Origin of the sequence: Streptomyces sp. SLBN-31, assembly GCF_006715395.1 — a bacterium.
Classification (GTDB): Bacteria; Actinomycetota; Actinomycetes; order Streptomycetales; family Streptomycetaceae; genus Streptomyces.
The window spans coordinates 282,997-299,559 of record NZ_VFNC01000002.1 but is presented as its reverse complement, the minus strand read 5'-3'; the positions used below and the strand labels follow the sequence as shown (position 1 = coordinate 299,559).

The following is a 16,563-nucleotide window of genomic DNA, read 5'->3' as shown; positions in this document are numbered from 1 at the left end:
CATGTCGCTCGCTGTCGAGACGGCCGCCGCGCCCGCCCGGGTGTCCCGCACCGGCCACGGGCACGCGTCCCTCGTGGTCCGGGGCAAGGACCGTCCGGGCATCGTCGCGGCCGTCGGATCGGTGCTGGGCGAGCACGGGGCGAACATCGTCTCCCTCGACCAGTACTCGGACAATCCGCAGGGCGGGGCGTTCTTCCAGCGCACGGTGTTCGGTCTCGACCACCTGCGGGCCGCGCTGCCCGCGGTGGAGGAGGACCTGCGCAGACGGCTCGCCGGAGGCTTCGAGCTGGACTTCACGCTGCGGGATCTGTCGGTACCGAAGCGGGTGGCCGTCTTCGCCTCGAAGTCCGACCACTGTCTGCTGGACCTGCTGTGGCGGCACCGGCGCGGACAGCTGCCGGTGACCGTCGCCATGGTGATCTCGAACCATCCGGACACCGCGGAGGAGGTCCGCTCCTTCGGAATACCGTTCTTCCACGTCCCCTCCGCGGGACCGGACAAGTCCGCCGCGGAGGCCGAGCACCTGCGACTGCTCGAGGGCAACGTCGACTTCGTGGTGCTGGCCCGCTACATGCAGATCCTGTCGGCGGAGTTCATCGAGCGGGTCGGAGTGCCGATCATCAACATCCACCACTCGTTCCTGCCCGCGTTCATCGGCGCGGGCCCCTACACCAGGGCCAAGGAACGCGGTGTGAAACTGGTCGGCGCCACCGCCCACTACGTGACGGAACGCCTGGACGAGGGCCCGATCATCGAGCAGGACGTGGTCCGGGTGAGCCATGCCGACACCGCTGCCGACCTCCAGCGGCGCGGCGCGGACGTGGAAAGGGCGGTGCTCACCCGCGCGGTGCAGTGGCACAGCGAGGACCGAGTGATCCGGCACGGCAACCACACGATCGTCTTCGCGTGAACGACACGGCGACGGACGCGGCCGGGCACGGGCGGGCAGGACAGGCGCGCGCAGGTGGTGCGGGCGGACCTGCCGCCCGCCGGAAACAGGCAGACACGGGAAGGAACAGCGGATGAGCCGGGACGAGGGGGTGCTCGTGACCGGGCTGGGCGCCCTGACACCACTGGGCGGGAGCGCGGCCGAGTCGTGGCAGGGCCTGCTCGACCAGCGCTCGGGCATACGACACCTGCCGGCGGACTGGCCGGAGGACCCTCCCGTGCGGATCGCGGGGACGGTGACCGCCGACCCGGTGGAGGTGCTCGGCCGGGTGCACGCCCGCAAACTCGACCGGGGCGAGCAACTGGCGGTGGCGGCCGCCCGCGAGGCGTTCCGGGACGCGGGGGAGCCCTCCGTGGAACCCGAACGGTTGGCGGTGGTCGTCGGCACCGGCATCGGCGGCGTGTTGAGCGCCCTCGGGCAGGACGACCTGTACGAGCGGTCGGGGACGCGGAAGCTGTCCTCGTACGCGGTGCCGATGCTGATGCCGAACGGACCGGCCGCCTGGGTCAGCATGGACCTGGGTGCGCGGGCCGGGGCGCGCGCGCCGGTCAGCGCCTGCGCCGCGGGCGCCGAGTCGCTCGCCCTGGGGCTGGACCTGATCAGGCTGGGCCGAGCCGACGTGGTGGTGGCCGGCGGCACCGAGGCGTGCCTGCACCCGTTCCTGGTGGCGGCGTTCACGCAGATGAAGGCGCTGTCCCAGCAGGGCGGCGATCCGGCGACGGTCTCCCGGCCCTTCGACGCCAACCGTTCGGGCTTCGTCATGGCCGAGGGTGCCGCGGTCGTGGTCCTGGAACGGGCCGGGTTCGCCCGGGCCCGAGGGGCCCGCGTCTACGGCGCGCTGGCGGGCGCGGCCGTCAACTCCAGCGCCCGGCACATATCCGCGTCCGACAGCGAGGGCCAGGTGCTGGCGATGCGGGCGGCACTGCGGGACGCGGACCTGGAACCGGACGACATCGGTCATGTGCACGCGCACGCCACCTCCACCCCCGGCGGTGACCTCGCCGAGGCCGAGGCGGTGGCGAAGGCGATCGGCGTGCACCCGGCGGTGACGGCGACGAAGTCGATGACCGGTCACATGCTCGGCGCCTCGGGGGCGTTCGGGGCGATGTCCGCGCTCCTGGCAGTGCACCACGGAGTGGTTCCGGCCACCCTCAACCTGGACGAGCCCGATCCGCGCGTCGGGCTGGACGTGGTCGCCGGGCACAACCGCACGGTCGACCTGGACGCGGCCCTCGCCAACTCCTTCGGATTCGGGGGGCACAACGTCAGCCTGGTGCTGACACGCACGGCATGACACAGCGGTGACAACGGGGGAGAGCAACAGCATGACGACGATCGGTGTACTGGGCACGGGCGGCATCGCCGACGCGCTCGCGACGATGTTCGGCCGGGCCGGCCACGAGGTGCGGATCGGGCAGGACAGGGAGGTCGTCGCGGAGTCGGCCGTGGTGATCCCCGCCGTGCTCGGGGTGCAGGGCGCGGTACAGCGGCTCAGGCCCTGGCGGCCCGGGCTGCGCGGGAAGATCCTGGTGGACATCACCAACCCGTTCACCGGCGGCCACCTCGACTTCGTGGGGCCCTGGGCGGCGGGCGGCGCGCAGGACCTCGCGAGGGCGTTCCCCGAGGCCCGCGTGGTGGGCGCGTTCAAGAACGTGTGGTGGGAGACGTTCGACGGGGGACCCGACTCCATGGCCCCGGTCATCCGTGTGGTCTCGGACGACGACGCCGCGAAGGAGACGTTCCTACGACTGTGCGGGTCCACCCCGTTCACCTTCGTCGACGCGGGTGGCCTCGCCCAGGGGCACCGGGTGGAGCGGATGGCGCTGTCGGGGGAGGGGGGCGTCTTCGCGACGGACACAGTGGGGGCGTGACGGCGTCGGCGCCGCCACTGTGCAGCGTGGCGGAACATTGGCAATCTGCTGGTCTCTCCCTCTCCGTCTGCTGGGCTGCCTCTCGACAGGGGGTTCCTAGGGTCGTCGACATCCCCCGGAGGCCCGGTGACGAGGCCTCCGAACTCGCAAGTGACGCCCAGCGTTTGGAGACCTTCCGATGCGTGTTCTGCCCCGCCGTGCCCTGCTCGCCGCTCCCGCCGCCGTGCTGATGTTCTCGCTGGTCGCCTGTGGAGGGTCCGAGGGCTCGGACAGCTCAAAGGCCGCGGACACCCAGCAGTCGGCCCAGAGCGCAGGCGGCGCCGAGGAGGGCGCGGCAGGCGGCGACGCCGACGACAAGAAGGAGCCGCCGCTGACCGGGGACACCAAGCAGAAGGCCGAAGCCGCCGCGCTCGCCAAGTACCCGGGCACGGTGGTGAAGTCCGAGGAGGACGCGGAGAAGCCCGGCATGTACGCGGTCGAGGTCAAGCAGTCGGACGGCACCTCGATCGAGGTCTACCTCGACAAGTCCTTCACGGTCACCGACACCAAGAAGGAGGGCACCGAGGAGACCGAGGACGCCGGCTGACGGCGGCGGACCGAACCGCTCCCGACGGTGCCGGGCGGCTTTCCTTGAACCCACCAACTCCCCTTGTACAGCTGTGCGAGCCTGGCACCATGCGCCTGCTCCTCATCGAAGACGACGAACGAATCGCCGCACCCCTCACCGAAGGACTCGGGCGCTACGGCTTCACCGTGGACCACGTCCGCACCGGCGCCGCCGGTCTCGCCGACACCACCGCCGCACCGGACCTGGTGCTGCTGGATCTCGGTCTGCCGGACATGGACGGTCTGGACGTCTGCCGTAGCCTGCGCGCCCGGTCCGCCGTGCCCATCATCATGATCACCGCACGGGGTGAGGAAGCCGACCGGATCGTCGGCCTCGAACTGGGAGCGGACGACTACCTCGCCAAGCCCTTCGGCGTAAGGGAGCTGATCGCTCGTATCCGCGCCGTCACGCGCCGCGCCGCGGCTCCGGCGTACGCTCCGCACGGAGCGGCACAGGCGCCCGAGATCCGGCAGGCGGCCTCCGACGCACAGGCGTTGGGGCCGCTGGCCATCAGCCGCCGCACCCGCGAGGTCCACCTCGGCGGGCAGCAAGTGGCCCTGACACCCAGGGAGTTCGACTTGCTGGCCTACCTCGCCGAGGACCCCGGCACGGTGTACTCGCGCCAGCAGATCATGGACGCGGTGTGGGACCCGCACTTCTTCGGTCCCACCAAGACCCTGGACGCCCACGTCGCCGCACTGCGTCGCAAGCTCGGCGACCCCGGCTGGATCACCACCGCCCGCGGGGTCGGTTTCCGCCTCACCTGCCCGGACAACGACACCGTCGAGGCGGCCGGATGACCCGCCGCCTGCTGCTCAGCTACCTCTTCCTGGCCCTGCTCGTGCTGGCCGTCCTGGAGATCCCGCTCGCCGTCATCTACGCCCGCGGTGAGACCTCCCGCGCCTCCCAGAGGGTCGAACGTGACGCTGCCATGCTCGCCGAAATCACCGAAGAGCACATCGAGAAGGGCCAGTTCGACATGCTGCCCGACGTGGCCGGCGACTACGCCGAGCGCAACGGCGGCCGCGTCATCGTCACCGACAAGCACGGGATCGTCCTGGCCGACTCCGACCCTCTCGGCAGGACCGGTATCAGCCTGACCGGTCAGCCGGACATCGCCCGTGCCCTGAACAATAGGCCGACCGTCACCACCACCGTCGACGGCAAGGACACGGACGTCTTGTCGGCCACCATGCCCGGCGCCTCCGGCACCACCATCCGCGGCACCCTGCGCCTGACCTACCCCCTGGACCAGGTCACCACCCGAGTCCACCGCGTCTGGAGTGCCCTCGCGCTGGCCGGAGCGTGCATCCTCGCCGCTGTCGCCCTGGTCGCCTTCAGCCTGGCCCGGTGGATCACCCGCCCCCTGCGCACCCTGGAAGCCGCCACCGCCCAGCTCGCCGACGGACATCTGGACAACCCGCCCGACGCCACCACCGGACCACCCGAACTGCGCGCCCTCACCGCCTCATTCACCCACACCGCCACCCGCCTGCAGCACCTCCTCAAAGCACAGCAGGCGTTCGCCTCCGAAGCCTCCCACCAGCTGAAGACCCCGCTGACCGCACTGCGACTGCGGCTGGAGAACTTCGAGCCCTACCTCGACGAGCGCGCCCACGCCGGCCTCGACGAGGCCGTCGGCGAGGTCGAACGCCTCGGCCGCATGGTTCAGGGCCTTCTTGCCCTCGCCCGGCTGGAGAACGCCGCCACCACGCCCGAACCCGTCGACCTCGACGCCGTCCTCGCCGACCGGGCCGCCATGTGGAAATCCCTCGCCGCGGAACAGTTCGTGACCGTCGACCTCACCGGCGCGCCCGTCGGCCATGTGTGGGCCATCCCTGGTGCGCTGGAGCAGATCATCGACAACCTGCTCGCCAACGCTCTGCGCGTCTCCCCACCGAGCACGACCATCAGCGTCCACCGCACCCCCGGCACCCAGCTCGACATCATCGACCAGGGCCCCGGCCTGAACGAAGCCGACCGGCAGCGCGCCTTCGACCGGTTCTGGCGCTCCTCCGACGCCCACCACGACGGGACCGGACTGGGCCTGCCCATTGTCCGCCACCTCGTCGACGCCTCCGGCGGCACCATCACCCTGCACTCCGCCCCCGGCACCGGCCTCGACGCCCGCATCCGACTGCGGCCCGCCCCCGCACCTCAACGCCGCCGCACGCCGGCCACCGACATCCGCCCGCCCCGTGACGGCAGCCGAACTCGGACAGCTCATCACTGGTAGTCGGACCGCGAATACGCCGCCGGCACTCACATCTGGGGCCAGTCCCGGCCGTCCGTCACCTCGCGTGCGATGCGATGCCACTGTTCCTCACCGCCGGGCAGAGGCCAGGCCCAAGTCGGCTGCTCTGCGGTGTTCAGGTCGTGCAGCAGGCGGACGAGTTGTGGGCCGGCGGTCGCGGCGCCGTCCGGAACGGTGGGGCCGTGGACGGCTCGGAGAGCGGCGAAGCGCGCCAGCTCGCGCTCGTAGAAGCGCACGGCTTCATCGGTCCGCGCGCTCAGGTCGTCGCGCGGCACCGTGCGGTGCAACTGCAGCAGCGGAGGCTCGACGGATTCGGCGATCGCCGCGGCGAGGCGTGCGTGACCGTCCAGGATCAGATGGCAATCCAGGCCACTGACCCACCACAACAGGACGGGTGGGAGCGTTCCTTCCCGAGCTTGCTTGCGATAGGCCTTGACCCGGCTGTCGTCGACATCGGGCATAGGCCGCAGCGGAAGGATCTCCCAGGAACAGGAATGGAAGAACCAGTCGAGGTACCCGTCCGGATGGCCCTGGACGAGCATCGAGCTCCAGTACTCGGCATGTGAGGTCTCGGCGTGCCGCCAGCGAAGGAGCGGACTCTCGCACGACAGCAGCCACCGGCCCTCGTGCAACGGGCTGTCCGGCGACGCTATGAGGCACTGCGCGAAGCGGTGCGCCCACCGTGGCGGGCTGCCCGCCAGGGCACGCGCCAGATCGGCACGCAACGGGGGAACGAAGGAGCGGTACTCGTCGGTGCGCCAGAAGTCCACGCCCTGCAGCTGCTCGTCGACGACGGCGAGCAGCACAGTCCGCGACAGGCGACTGAGCAGCAGTCGCTGCCCGGCGCTGAACACGCAGAGTCCCGGCTGGTGGCGTTCCTGTACATCAAGAGACAGCCCTACCCAGGTGCCGTCGTCGCGCGTGACGTCGCTGCGCTGCATGCCGAGAGCGTAGACGGCCGTCAGTGGGTGCTCACCCACAACCCGGACCCTTAACGGTCGTAGCGGGGCTATCGCCCAGGGCGGGGGCCGGCGCTGGCGTAAATAGGTGGCCCGTGCTCGCTTGGCGTGTTCCCGGTTTTTGCCCTGGTCGATTCCGTTGACGTTGAGCGGTGGGCGCAGCCGGGAGGACGCGCCGCGGCTCGACCCGGCCGAGGACTTCCCGCGCACCGTCGAGGGGTTCGCGGCCCTGTTCACCGCGGCCGGGCTCGCCGACGTCTCCTGTCGGTCGGTGACCTGGGACCACATCGCCTCGCCCGACGAGTGGTGGAGCGGTGCGGCGGCCGGTGTCGGCATGATCGGTCAGATCGTCAGCCGGCAGGCACCGGAGACGATCGTTCGGATCAAGGCGGCGTACGACGAGCTGGCCTCGCAGTACGCAGGGCCGGACGGACGACTGGTGTTGCGCTATCACGCGCTGCTGGCCTGCGGCCGGGCCTGAGGGCCGAGGTCCGGCCGCCGTTGCGCCTGCCGTTGCGCCTGCCGTTGGAAGGTCCGGCCGTACCTGCCTTCGGCGATCCCCTGGACCACCCGGTCGACGGCCGCCCGCCGGGCGGCTTCGTCGGTCAGGGACAGGGCCACGTCGAGGTCATGTCGCAGACGGCGCGGCGCGTCCCGTTCCAGGCCGGACACGCTCCGGCGGCGCATCGGCTTCCTCCACGCACGTCTCATGCTGCTCCTCCTCCACCCGGGCCGTGCGCACGAGCATGAGCGCGTGGTCCTAAGCGGGTGTCAGGGGAGTGTTCGGGGCGTGTAAGGGGTGTCAGGATGCGACGGCAGCCGGACGGTGAAGCGGGCACCGCCCTCGGGCGCCCGCCCGGAGGCGGTGATGGTGCCGCCGAGGCGGGTGGTCAGGCGGTGGGCGATGGCCAGGCCCAGACCGCTGCCGACGGGCCGCACCCCTCGGTAGCGCTCGGCGAGGGCGCCGCGTTCGAACGCGACCGCGACATCGTCCTCGGTGAGGCCGGGGCCGCCGTCGCGCACCTCCAGCAGCACGCCGCAACTGTCCGCCCGCACGGCCAGGACGAGGGGTTTTCCGGCCGGGGTGACGCGCAGCGCGTTCTCGGCGAGACCGTCCACGAGCTGCCGTACCCGGAAGCCGTCGGTGATCAGAGGCAGCGGACGCGCCGGGCGCTCGACGCGGAAGTCCACGTCGAGCCGGGAGCATCGCACCGACCAGGCCTGTGCGGCCTCCGCCACCAGCGCGTCGAGGTCCACCTCGTCGGTGTCGAGGCGGAAGTCGTCGGCCTCCAGGCGGGCCAGGGCGAGCAGGTCGCCGACGAAGCGTTCGAGGCGTTCGATCTCGCCGCGCAGGATGCTGCCGGCCTCGGGTACTTCGTCGCCGGTGACGACCTCGTCGGCGAGGGCCTCGGCGTAGCCGCGTGCCGTGGTGAGCGGGGTGCGGATCTCGTGCGACACGGAGAGCAGGAACTCCCGCTGCCGGTCCTCGCTGTGGGTCAGCGCCGCATCCAGCGTATTGAGCGCACCGGCCAACTCCGCCACTTCCGCCGGGCCTTCGGCGGGGACGGTCAGGCCCCGTTCGCCCTCGGACAGGCGGTGCGCGGTCCGCGCGGCGGAGACGAGCGGGCGGCCCAGACGGCGGGCCAGCAGCGCACCGGCGAGGGCCGCGCCGGTCAGGCCGAGGACGAGCGGCAGGACGAGGCTGCCGCGCATACGGTCGGTTGCCTGGTCGACGGCGCTCATCGGCTGGGTGAGCACCAGCCCGCCGCCGGTGGGCGTCGGCGCTCCCTCCACCAGCACCTCGCGGCCGTCGAGCCTTGCGGTTGTGGACAGTGTCTTCCCCGACAGGAGCGTCTCGCGTTCCTTGTCGTCCACCGTGGCCGCCGCGGGCCCGTCCACCGCGCCGGAGGGGCGGACGAGGGCGAGCCGGATGTCGTCGGCGCCGGCGATGCGCTCCTGCCGGTCCAGCATCCAGGACGCCAGCGGCGGGGTGCGGGCGAGGACCTCGGCCTGGCGGGAGAGCTGCTCGCGTTCCTGGTGCTCGGCGTTGGTGCGGATGACCCGCCAGGCGAACAGTCCGGTCAGTACGACGGCCACGGCGGCGACGGCGGTGGTGAGCAGCACGATGTTCCCGGTCAGGGAACTGCGACGGCCCGTTCGGCGCGGGGCGTTCATCGGCCGTCGGCCTCCGTGACGGCGTAGCCGACGCCGCGGACGGTGCGCAGGGGGCTGGCGTCGCCGAGTTTGGCACGCAGTTGGGAGACGTAGACGTCCATCACGCGCGTGTCCCGGTAGCCGGCGTACCCCCAGACCTGGGCGAGCAGCTGCTCGCGGGTGAAGACCTGGCCGGGATGCTGCATCAGGAAGGCGAGCAGGTTGAACTCGGTGGTCGTCAGCTCCACCGGCCGGTCGTCGACGTGCAGGGTGCGGCGGCCGGTGTCCAGGGCGAGGCGGCCGACCCGGCGCACCGCGTGGTGCTGCGGTCCGGCGGCGCGGCGCAGCAGGCTCTTGACGCGGGCCACGAGCTCCTGCGGCGAGAAGGGCTTGGTGAGGTAGTCGTCGCCGCCGAGCTCCAGTCCGAGGATGCGGTCGGTCACGTCGTCCCGGGCCGTCACGAACAGCACGGGCGTCCAGTCGCCCTCCTCGCGCAGCCGCCGGCAGACCTCCATGCCGTCCATGCCGGGCAGCGCGATGTCCAGGACGACGGCGACCGGGCGCATACGGCGTACGGCGGCCAGCGCGGCGTCGCCGCTGCTCTCGACGTGCACGCCGAAGCCCTCCCGGCTCAGGTAGCGCCGCTGCAGGTCGGCGATGTTGCGCTCGTCCTCGACAACCAGGACGAGCCCCTTGCTGTCCGGCATGTGCCTCTCTTTCCCCGGTCCGGCCCTCGATGCTAACCACCTCCGCCGGGCCTGGGCGTCCGCGCGACCAGCCCTTACACGCCCCGAACATTCGTCGAACCTTCCGCTCGTACGCCCCGGCCACGCTGAGACCGTCGATCAAGGGAGGACCTCATGAACCGCCTGTCCGCTGCCGCGTCCCGCCGCGCCGCCCTGCCCGTCGCCATCGCCGGCGCCGTGGCCGTGGCCGTCCTGGCCTGGACGGCGTCGGCGGCGCGACCGGACAGCACGGCATCGGCCGGCGCCGGCACCAGGGCGGTCGCGCTCGCCGACGCCGAAACGACCGGCGTCACCGGTGCCAGGTTCCGTCCTGTGCGATACGGCGAGCAGGCGCGGCACCTCGCCGAGCGCCTCGCCGCAGCCCGGCAACAGGAATGAGCGCGGGCGGTACGGCGATGTCGGCGCCGTACGCCGCGCCCGTAGAGGTACCGACCCGGCCATCGGGCGGCAGCCGACCACCGGCATGGTGTACCCACCGACGACCCGCGCCCCGGGGCAGGGCCGCCGATGCCGCCCGCCCCCGTACCCGCACGCAGCCACACCCCGACACCATCACCGACCCCGCCCCGTACGACGTGGGCCGAGAAGAAACGACGGCATGACCAACGCTCCTGTCACTCCCCAGCAACCCGCCCGTCCCGAAGCGCCCGAACGCGTCGACCGGCTGCACCGGCTCGGCCGCTGGTGCGCACGGCGACCTTGGTGGGTGATCTGTGTCTGGCTGCTGGTGCTGCTCACCGCACTCGCCGCCGACCGGGCCTGGGGAGGCGGTTACGACGACGACTTCGCCCTCCCGGGCACCTCCGTGCAGACCGGATCCGACCTGCTGGACGCGCACGGCTCCGCCGGCGTCCGGGGCACCGCCGCGCAGATCGTGCTGCACACCGGCAGCGGCTCCCTGGCCGCTCACCGGGACGCCGTCGACACCGCGGCCACCGAACTGAAGAAGCTGCCCGAAGTGATAGCGGTGGCCGATCCGTTGAACACAACCGGCGCGCTCTCCGCCGACGGCGCCACCGGCATCATGACCGTCCGCTTCACCGAGAACCCCGCCCGCTTCGCGCCCGCCTACCTGGACGGCGTCGACGACGCCGTGCACGGTCTGCGCGCCGAGCACGTCCAGGTCGAATACGGGGGCCCACTGGGCCAGTTGGCCCGACCGAAGGCCGCCGACCGGCTGTCGGAGGTGATCGGCCTCGTCACCGCCATCGTCGTGCTGCTGGCCGGGTTCGGCAGCGTGGCCGCCGCCGGCCTGCCGCTGCTGACGGCGGTCGCCGGGCTGCTGACCGGGATCTCGCTGCTCGGGCTGCTGGCCGCGGCCTTCACCTTCGGCAACGCCGCACCCACGCTGGCCACCATGATGGGTCTTGGCGTCGGCATCGACTACGCCCTGTTCCTGATCACCCGGCACCGCCGGCTGCTGCGCGACGTCGACGATCCGGCGGAGGCCGCCGGCCGTGCCGTCGCCACCAGCGGCCGTGCCGTCATCGTCGCGGCGGCCACCGTCGCCCTCGCCCTCGGCGGCCTGTACGTATCCGGCGTGACCTTCATCGGCACCCTCGGTGTCGCCGCCGGCCTGACCGTCCTGGTCGCCGCCGTCGCCGCGCTCACCCTGGCGCCCGCCTTCCTCGGTGTGGCCGGCCGCCGCATCGACCGCTGGCGGGTGCGCACTCCCGTCGACGAGCCGACCGGCACGGCCGACACCTGGCACCGCTGGGCCGCCACCGTGGGCCGCCGCCCCTGGCTCTTCCTCGCCGTCGGCGCACTCGCGCTGGCCGTCCTGGCGGTCCCCGCCGCCTCCATGCGGCTGGGACACGTCGACAACGGCGCCGACCCTGCCGACTACACCGACCGCCGCGCCTACGACCTGATCGCCGACGGCTTCGGACCGGGTACCAACGGCCAGTTCACCATCGTCGCCGACCTGCGCGACGCCCACACCGACAGCGCCACGCTGTCCCGGACACTGCACGACGCCCTGGCCGCGGACCCCGGCGTGGCCCGCGTGACCACGCCCGTGGCCGCCGGTGACGAGCCGACGCTGCTCATCGCCACGGTCACCCCCGACACCGGCCCGCAGGAGGAAGGCACCTCCGACCTGCTGCACCGCCTGGAGGACGACACCCTCCCCGACGCCCTCGCCGGAACCGGCGCCCGCGGCTACGTCACCGGCGTCACCGCCGCCCAACTCACCTTCCGCGACGTGGTGGTGGACCGTCTGCCGGTCATCGTGGCGGTGGTAGTCGCCGCGGCCTTCCTGCTCCTGCTCACCGTCTTCCGCAGCCTCCTGGTCGCCCTCAAGGCCGCCCTGCTCAACCTGCTGTCCATCGGAGCCGCCTACGGCGTCGTCGTCGCGGTCTTCCAATGGGGCTGGGGAGGCTCGCTGTTCGGCGTGGAGGAGCCCGTACCGGTGGAGTCGTACGTGCCGATGATGATGTTCGCGATCGTCTTCGGCCTGTCCATGGACTACGAGGTCTTCCTGCTCTCCCGCATCCGCGAGTCCTGGCTGCACACCAAGGACAACCACCTCAGCGTCGCCGCCGGCCTGGCGGGCACCGCCCGGGTCATCACCTGCGCCGCGCTCATCATGACCAGCGTCTTCCTGGCCTTCCTGCTCTCCACCAACGTGGTGATCAAGATGCTGGCACTCGGCCTGGGCGTGAGCGTCATCCTCGACGCCACCGTGGTCCGGCTCGTCCTGGTGCCCTCCACCATGTACCTGCTCGGGCAGGCGAACTGGTGGCTGCCGCGGTGGCTGGACCGCCTCCTGCCGCACCTGGACCCCGAGGGCCCGGCGCCCGCGGGGACCTCTGACGAGTCCCTCCCGGCCCTCACGAAGGAGGAGACCGGATGATCCGCGCCGCGTTCCGCCGACATCGCGCGGTGTCCTTCACCGTCCTCGCCCTGACGGTCGTCCTGCTCGCCGCCACCGCGGCCGAACTCGCCGCCCGCACGCTGTTGCAGGACCGTCTGGCCACCGCGGCCGGCCGGGCCCTCGGCAAGGACAGCACGGTGGACGTCGACGGCGGCCCTGCGCTGCTGGCCCTGCTCGACCGGCATCTGGACGCGGTGACCATCAGCAACGACCACGCCACCCTTGGCCGCATCCCGGACGTCTCCGTCCGCGCCCGCCTTCAGGACGTACGCCTGACGGGGAAGCGCGCGGGCACAGTCGCCGCCATCCACGCTGCCGTCGAGGTCCCCGCGAGGTCCCTGCAGGACCTGACCGGCACGAAGGCGAGCCGCCTTCCCGTCACGGACGTACACCTCGACGAGAAGACCGACACCATCACCCTGGGCCTCGGCCAGGCCGGCCTCGGTCAGGCGACCGTGCAACCCCGCCTCGAAGACGGGCGCGTAACGCTGCACCTCGAGAACGCCGAGGTCCTCGGCAGACCCGCACCACCCCGGCTCGTCGACCGCATCCAGAACACCCTCACGACCCGCACGGCCGCCGACTACCCCTTGGGCCTGAAAGCCACCAGCCTCGACGTCACCCCCACAGGCCTGTCCATCGGCCTGGACGCGGGCCGCACACGATTGCCGGCGAAGACGAAGACGTAACGGACACTTCCTCAGCGTGGCGAAGCGGACCCTGACCGTGAAACGTTCGGAGGTCAGAGCCGTGAAAGGCTCAACGGATGGACTACGCCTTCGATGCCCCGCCCGTAGACCGGGAACTACTGGACTTCGCCGTTCGCCTGGCCGGTCGTGCAGGGCAGATGTCTGCGCAAGCCTTCTTTCGTGATGACTTGCACAGCCGTCTAAAGGAGGACGGCACCGAGGTCACCGAGGTCGACCTGGCGGTCGAAGAGCTGATCAGGAACGAGTTGAGCCGGCAGGCGCCGGACGACGGAATCTTCGGGGAGGAGGGCGGTTCAATCAGCGGGTCGTCAGGACGACGGTGGATCATCGACCCGATCAACGGTACGACGTATTTCACCCACCGAGTGCCGTTGTTCCCGGATCTCCGATCGGGCCGCCGAGCCAAGCTCACCGAACGAAGCAGTCTGGGTGGTGCAAGGACCCTGATGCACAACCCGGCCGGCTGGCCGGAGGAACTCCTCTGTGCTCTCCACCGTCGGGTACTCCTGCTGCCCTCAACAGGCATGATCGTGGCTCTGGTGACGGGCCGAGCCGATGCCGGCATCATCGCCGGTCCGCCGATGGGCTACGAAGACGTCGCCCCGATGCCGGTCATCGTCACGGAGGCAGGCGGCCGGGTCACCGACCTGCGCGGAGCGCCCGTCCTGGAAGGTGACATGTCGGTGCTCGTCACCAACGGTCGACTGCACGAAGGGTTCCTGCAGTTGGTGGAAGGCTTGCCGCACAGCCGTGACTATCGGGCTCTCGACGACGGTGAGTAAGGCGGCCGACAGCACCGCAGCACATGGTGGCGATGGTCATGGGGTGGTGCTGACGTCCAGGGCGTAGCGGCGGTACGCACACAGCTGCAACCGTCAAACGAACGGACAGTGCCGGCAGGACGGACGGGCGCTCAGAGAGAGCTGAGCAACCCTCCCGTCTCGTTCTCAAGCATCGCCGCAGTGTCAGACAATGACGCGACACCGCGTCGGCATGGTTGCGCGTCGCGGGGTTGGTGCGAGAGTGGCGGTATGTGTGGTCGATACGTATCCGCTCGCAGTCCGCAGGCACTGGCCCCGCTGTTCCATGTGCCCGACGTGCCGGTCAAGGAGACGCTCGCGCCGAACTGGAATGTCGCGCCGACCGACGACGTGTGGGCCGTCCTCGAGCGGGCACCTCGTGACCAGCGTGACGCCGATGCGGCGGTGGAGCGGCAGTTGCGGCCGCTGCGGTGGGGGTTGGTGCCGTCGTGGGCGAAGGACGTCAAGATCGGCGCCCGGATGATCAATGCGCGGGTGGAGACCGTGCATGAAAAGCCCGCGTTCCGTAGCGCGTTCGCCAGGCGTCGCTGTCTGATGCCCGCCGACGGTTTCTACGAGTGGCAGCAGTCCAAGGACCCCAATACCGGAAAGGCGCGCAAGCAGCCCTACTTCATCCATCCCGAGGACGGTCAGGTGATGGCACTGGCCGGGCTGTACGAGTACTGGCGGAACCCGGAGGTCCAGCGGGACGACGACCCGGCAGCCTGGCTGATGACCTGCACCATCATCACCACCGAAGCCACCGACGCGGCCGGCCGCGTCCACCCCCGTATGCCACTCGCTCTCACGCCCGAGCACTACGACGCCTGGCTCGACCCCGACCACCAGGACCCCGACCGGCTGCGGGAGCTGCTCGGTCAGCCTGCCGGCGGCCACCTCGACGCCCGGCCCGTCTCCACTGCCGTCAACAACGTCCGCAACAACGGCCCCCAGTTGCTGGATGAACCCGCTTCATGAGGCGGCATCAGGGACGGTCGTTTCCGGGAGCGGACGGCCCCAGCGGCGCATCCGTGCGCGGGGCGCCGGGCCGGGGTTCCTTGAGCTCGATGAACAGGGAATGGGTAGGCGTCCGACCGACATTGCGGCCTTGATGCTCCTGAGCGTCCAGCCAGCGCACCTGCCCGGACTCCAGCGTGACCGGGACCTCCCGGCCTCTGGCCGCGATCACCCGCTGGAACGAGGACAGGGTCACCATGACGCTGTCCGGATGGGCATGCGGATGCGTCGCCTCACCGGGTAGATCGCGGTACTCCAGCACCCGCACGCGTTCGTTCTCCCACACGACCCGATACAGCTGCGGATCAGTGACCACAGGATCGTTCATGGGACTACGGTACCATGACGGCATGGAAGTACCATATGAGTCGACGGGGCGAATCCGGCAGAAGCAGCGCACCCGCGACGCCCTTGTCGGGGCCGCCCGCTCCCTGCTGGAGGGCGGAAGCACCCCGACCGTCGAACAGGCGGCCGACGCCGCCGGCATTTCCCGCACCACGGCCTACCGCTACTTCCCCAACCAGAGAGAGCTTCTCCTGGCCGCGATACCGGCCGTCGACCGGCCCACCCTCCTCGGCCAGGACGCACCCGACGACGTCCACACCCGCCTCGACCTGGTGATGGCCGAGCAGACGGAGATCCTGCGCACGTGGGAGCCGCAGCTGCGAGCGGCGTTGCGGCTGTCCCTGGACCAGGAACCGCAGACGCCGCGCGATGGCCGCCCGGTGCTGCGGCAGGGCAGAGCCATCGCATGGATCGAGGACGCCCTGGCGCCCTTGGCCGAGTCCCACCCGCACATCGACCGCAGACGACTTGCCGTGGCCATCCGCTCAGGCTCCGGAATCGAGGCCTGGGTCTGGATGGTCGACATCGCCTCGGTGTCACGGACCGAGGCCGCCACAATCATGCGAGAGTCGGCACAGGCGTTGCTGGCCGCTGCCCTGGCACAACCGGGCGAAGATCTCTAGCGGCGTACCTTGAACTTCAGGTGCAGGACCCGCTCGCCCTGGATGACCACGTGCGGATCCTCCAGCAGATGCTGCTGGTCGATGCCGCCGAAGTAGGGCCGGCCCGAGCCGAAGACCACCGGGACCACGTCCATCGCCACCTCGTCCACGAGACCGGCCGCCAGGATCTGGGTGCCGGCGTCACCGGCGTTCACCGCGACGGTCCGCTCCCCGGCGAGCTCCTGGGCCTTGGCGATAGCGGCCGCCGCGCCCTCGACGAAGTGGTAGGACGCCTCCGGGTGCCACCCTTTGGGCTTGGGCCGGTGGGACACCACGACCACGTGGTCGCCGGCGGGTGGCTTGCCCTCCCAGCCGTTCACCAGGTCGAACAGGTTGCGGCCCATCACGATCGTGCCGATCGACTCCCACATCGACCGGACGTAGTCCGCCGACGCGCGCGAGACCTTGATGCCATTTCCGGCTCCGGAATGGTCGTACTGCTCGTCCGCGCCCACGACGATCGGTACTTCCCCGCTGAAGTACCACTCGTGAAGGGGCCCGACATCGCCCTTCTCGTCGGCGATGAAGCCGTCCACCGACACCACGTTGTGCATGATCACCGTACCCACGGGCCCTCCTCGGCATCGCCTTGCGGGTTCGCCGTCATCCTTGCG

General features: G+C 71.0%; 19 protein-coding genes. 13 read left to right on the top strand and 6 right to left on the bottom strand.

The window, feature by feature from the left end:
- The first annotated feature begins 1 nt into the window (after position 1).
- The 6 genes from purU (at position 2) to FBY22_RS21205 (ending at position 5,663) form a co-directional block, all read left to right on the top strand.
- Positions 2–910, top strand: a complete 909-nt coding sequence (purU, locus tag FBY22_RS21230; RefSeq protein WP_142148272.1) for a formyltetrahydrofolate deformylase — start codon at positions 2–4, stop codon at positions 908–910.
- A 112-nt stretch (positions 911–1,022) separates the two neighbouring features.
- Positions 1,023–2,243, top strand: a complete 1,221-nt coding sequence (locus FBY22_RS21225) for a beta-ketoacyl synthase (protein ID WP_142148270.1) — start codon at positions 1,023–1,025, stop codon at positions 2,241–2,243.
- Between the two features lie 31 nt (positions 2,244–2,274).
- Positions 2,275–2,820 carry an NADPH-dependent F420 reductase gene (locus FBY22_RS21220; RefSeq protein WP_142148268.1) on the top strand — a complete coding sequence of 182 codons (546 nt, stop codon included), beginning with the start codon at positions 2,275–2,277 and terminating at the stop codon, positions 2,818–2,820.
- Between the two features lie 178 nt (positions 2,821–2,998).
- Positions 2,999–3,406, top strand: a complete 408-nt coding sequence (locus tag FBY22_RS21215) for a PepSY domain-containing protein (RefSeq protein ID WP_142148266.1) — start codon at positions 2,999–3,001, stop codon at positions 3,404–3,406.
- Between the two features lie 89 nt (positions 3,407–3,495).
- Complete coding sequence (locus tag FBY22_RS21210) at positions 3,496–4,227, top strand: response regulator transcription factor (protein ID WP_142148264.1); 732 nt, start codon at positions 3,496–3,498, stop codon at positions 4,225–4,227.
- Positions 4,224–5,663, top strand: a complete 1,440-nt coding sequence (locus FBY22_RS21205; RefSeq protein WP_142148262.1) for a HAMP domain-containing sensor histidine kinase — start codon at positions 4,224–4,226, stop codon at positions 5,661–5,663. The genes FBY22_RS21210 and FBY22_RS21205 overlap by 4 nt, the downstream gene beginning before the upstream one ends.
- Positions 5,664–5,689: 26 nt before the next feature.
- Here FBY22_RS21205 and FBY22_RS21200 read toward each other — a convergent pair whose 3' ends face one another.
- Positions 5,690–6,622, bottom strand: a complete 933-nt coding sequence (locus FBY22_RS21200) for a hypothetical protein (protein ID WP_142148260.1) — start codon at positions 6,620–6,622, stop codon at positions 5,690–5,692.
- 163 nt (positions 6,623–6,785) lie between these two features.
- Here FBY22_RS21200 and FBY22_RS21195 point away from each other — a divergent pair, with 163 nt between their 5' ends.
- Positions 6,786–7,121 (top strand): hypothetical protein, encoded by a 336-nt coding sequence (locus FBY22_RS21195; RefSeq protein WP_142148258.1) that lies wholly within the window; start codon positions 6,786–6,788, stop codon positions 7,119–7,121.
- Here FBY22_RS21195 and FBY22_RS21190 read toward each other — a convergent pair.
- The 3 genes from FBY22_RS21190 to FBY22_RS21180 are packed head-to-tail and all read right to left on the bottom strand — an operon-like array spanning position 7,091 to position 9,501.
- Positions 7,091–7,351, bottom strand: coding sequence for a hypothetical protein (locus tag FBY22_RS21190; RefSeq protein ID WP_142148257.1), 261 nt, complete (start codon positions 7,349–7,351; stop codon positions 7,091–7,093). The genes FBY22_RS21195 and FBY22_RS21190 overlap by 31 nt on opposite strands.
- Positions 7,352–7,411: 60 nt before the next feature.
- On the bottom strand, positions 7,412–8,815 hold the full coding sequence (locus FBY22_RS21185; RefSeq protein WP_142148255.1) for a sensor histidine kinase KdpD: 1,404 nt from the start codon (positions 8,813–8,815) through the stop codon (positions 7,412–7,414).
- Positions 8,812–9,501 carry a response regulator transcription factor gene (locus FBY22_RS21180; protein WP_142148253.1) on the bottom strand — a complete coding sequence of 230 codons (690 nt, stop codon included), beginning with the start codon at positions 9,499–9,501 and terminating at the stop codon, positions 8,812–8,814. The genes FBY22_RS21185 and FBY22_RS21180 overlap by 4 nt, the downstream gene beginning before the upstream one ends.
- A 153-nt stretch (positions 9,502–9,654) precedes the next feature.
- On the opposite strand from FBY22_RS21180, the gene FBY22_RS21175 reads away from it, so the two are divergent.
- The 5 genes from FBY22_RS21175 to FBY22_RS21155 all read left to right on the top strand — a co-directional run bounded on the left by FBY22_RS21175 (position 9,655) and on the right by FBY22_RS21155 (position 14,903).
- The gene (locus FBY22_RS21175; protein WP_142148251.1) at positions 9,655–9,918 is read left to right on the top strand and encodes a hypothetical protein; all 264 of its coding nucleotides are present in this window, start codon (positions 9,655–9,657) and stop codon (positions 9,916–9,918) included.
- Positions 9,919–10,138: 220 nt separating this feature from the next.
- Complete coding sequence (locus tag FBY22_RS21170) at positions 10,139–12,394, top strand: MMPL family transporter (RefSeq protein ID WP_142148249.1); 2,256 nt, start codon at positions 10,139–10,141, stop codon at positions 12,392–12,394.
- A complete protein-coding gene (locus FBY22_RS21165) occupies positions 12,391–13,104 on the top strand; it encodes an LmeA family phospholipid-binding protein (RefSeq protein WP_142148247.1) in 714 nt (237 codons plus the stop codon). Before FBY22_RS21170 ends, FBY22_RS21165 begins: the two co-directional genes overlap by 4 nt.
- Positions 13,105–13,181: 77 nt before the next feature.
- A complete protein-coding gene (locus FBY22_RS21160; RefSeq protein WP_142148245.1) occupies positions 13,182–13,907 on the top strand; it encodes an inositol monophosphatase family protein in 726 nt (241 codons plus the stop codon).
- A 249-nt stretch (positions 13,908–14,156) separates the two neighbouring features.
- Complete coding sequence (locus FBY22_RS21155) at positions 14,157–14,903, top strand: SOS response-associated peptidase (protein WP_142148243.1); 747 nt, start codon at positions 14,157–14,159, stop codon at positions 14,901–14,903.
- Positions 14,904–14,910: 7 nt separating this feature from the next.
- Here FBY22_RS21155 and FBY22_RS21150 read toward each other — a convergent pair whose 3' ends face one another.
- Positions 14,911–15,270: a cytoplasmic protein gene (locus FBY22_RS21150; RefSeq protein WP_142148241.1), complete on the bottom strand. Its 360-nt coding sequence runs from the start codon at positions 15,268–15,270 to the stop codon at positions 14,911–14,913.
- A 22-nt stretch (positions 15,271–15,292) separates the two neighbouring features.
- Between FBY22_RS21150 and FBY22_RS21145 the strand changes: the two genes are divergently transcribed.
- On the top strand, positions 15,293–15,910 hold the full coding sequence (locus tag FBY22_RS21145; protein WP_142148239.1) for a TetR/AcrR family transcriptional regulator: 618 nt from the start codon (positions 15,293–15,295) through the stop codon (positions 15,908–15,910).
- Here the strand turns inward: FBY22_RS21145 and FBY22_RS21140 are convergent.
- A complete protein-coding gene (locus FBY22_RS21140; RefSeq protein ID WP_142148237.1) occupies positions 15,907–16,518 on the bottom strand; it encodes a dihydrofolate reductase family protein in 612 nt (203 codons plus the stop codon). The genes FBY22_RS21145 and FBY22_RS21140 overlap by 4 nt on opposite strands.
- Positions 16,519–16,563: the final 45 nt, after the last annotated feature.